Below are 1814 nucleotides of genomic sequence, written 5' to 3' on the forward strand. Positions count from 1 at the left end.
CCAGATCAACACCGATACGGGCAATCCTGTCCATGTCGCTCTCCTTCGCCTGGTGGTGGGAAGACTATCGTGACATAGCGTCGCGATAGCCCCGCCGGCTCGGAGGTCCTTATTAATTCATAGATTTTTTATGGGCCTTTCCGGATGAACCACTCAGACACGCCACTACGCAACCAGTCTATTTCCCCTGCAGGAACCAGTTTGCGTAGATCCTTTCGTAGGTGCCGTCGGCGTACATGGAAAGCAGCGCTTCGTTGATCGGCTTGCGCAACGGGCTGCCCTGCGGCAAAGCGATTCCATACTTTTCAGGCCGGAACAACGGGCCGACGACCAGCAACATCCCATTGCCACGCTTCGCGGCCCAGTACTGGAGGGTTGGCGCATCGTAGACGATCGCCTGCACATCGCCGTTAGTGAGCATGCGGATTCCATCGTCGGCGGTTTTCACGTCGACGAAGGGCAAGCCACGCTGGGTAAGATAATCGGCGGCAATCGTCCCCGCCGCCGTACCAATTGTCTTGCCCGGCAGATCGCCAGGACCGTGAATGTTGGTCTGAAGCTGCATCACGGTTTGCGACGACGTCACGGTCGCCGTGAACTGCGCAATCAGCACGACGCCGATCAGCCACATCGCGGGAACCAGCAGACGCTTCCACATGCTGGCGGCATCACGTTCGCCGTGCTCTCCGGTCGCAATGATCAGGATGGTCGCCCAGAGACCCTCGCCCAATGCCCGCAGATAAGGCTTCTGAAAATTGCGGTCCCGCTTGCGCTCGACCAGCCAAAGCAGATTGGCGAGAAGGAAAACGAGGATGGCCGCCACGCCAAAAAGCTGGCCAATGGCCCGCCAGGGAACGGAGCGAAAGGTGGCGATAAACGGACCTTCGTCCCGGGCACGCACCATGATCTGCAATCCGGAATCGAAGTAGGGAAGCGAGAAATCGACGACCCGATCGCGTTCCGGTGTCATGGTGATGGCTGCTATGGCGACGTCTGCGTCGCCTTCCTGCACGGCACGTAGCAAATCCGACCGTGCCGGAACTGGACGCCACTCGAATTCGACGTGCATTCGCCGCGCCACTTCATTCCACAGGTCGATGCTGAAGCCGGCCGGCGGATCGGAATGGGGCAATACAAAAGGCGCTATCGCGGCGACCGCCACCCGCAACGGCCGATCCGCGGCGGCTGGCAATGCGAACGCGGTTGTCGGGCCGTCAGCCACGGGAATCATTCGGGCACCGCTGGGATAGCCAGGACTGGTCAATTGGCGCTCAGGGAAAGACACGCCACGCCGCCAGCCCGCATCTGCCGGGGTGGTCGCCGCTTCGCTTAACGGCATCGCCTGTTCGGAGGCAACCGGAACGGAAGCGGTAACGATCGACAGCAGCATGACCCGAGCCATCGCATCGAGCAGCCACTTTGAGATCCTGTTCAATGCGCCTCTCCCGAGGATGGGCACCCGAAAGCATTACCGCCATGCCACGTCTATTGAAACGTCCCTGGTCAATGCACCAGTAGCTCCGCCGGCAAATGGTACATACGAAAAGCGATCAAGGCTTAACCAGCGACCACGATGCGTCCGGATCGAACGACTTGAGACGGCCCACAATGCGCGCGGTCTCCGGGCCGAAGTTCTTCTGATAAAGCTTCCCTTCGTCGTTGACGAGGAATGTCATCACACCCGTCGCGCCGTACGTGACCGGCCATGCCACGAGTGCACATCCGTCGAGGAGCACGCCGTCGCGCTCGTAGCTCTTGCGGCCGCCATTCGCGTGCGCGCCTTGCGCCGTGAGAATCCGATAGTGATAGCCGTG

At 60.5% G+C, this 1814-nt stretch carries 2 protein-coding genes; both read right to left on the reverse strand.

The features are described from left to right. Positions 1-178 precede the first annotated feature (178 nt). Complete coding sequence (locus AWB81_RS42595) at positions 179-1435, reverse strand: transporter substrate-binding domain-containing protein (RefSeq protein ID WP_087135610.1); 1257 nt, start codon at positions 1433-1435, stop codon at positions 179-181. Between the two features lie 115 nt (positions 1436-1550). Further along, positions 1551-1814 (reverse strand): DUF2950 family protein (locus AWB81_RS42600; RefSeq protein ID WP_144444382.1); only part of this gene is annotated, 264 nt, incomplete at its 5' end.

It is taken from the genome of Caballeronia arationis, assembly GCF_001544975.2.
Taxonomy (GTDB): Bacteria; Pseudomonadota; Gammaproteobacteria; order Burkholderiales; family Burkholderiaceae; genus Caballeronia; species Caballeronia arationis.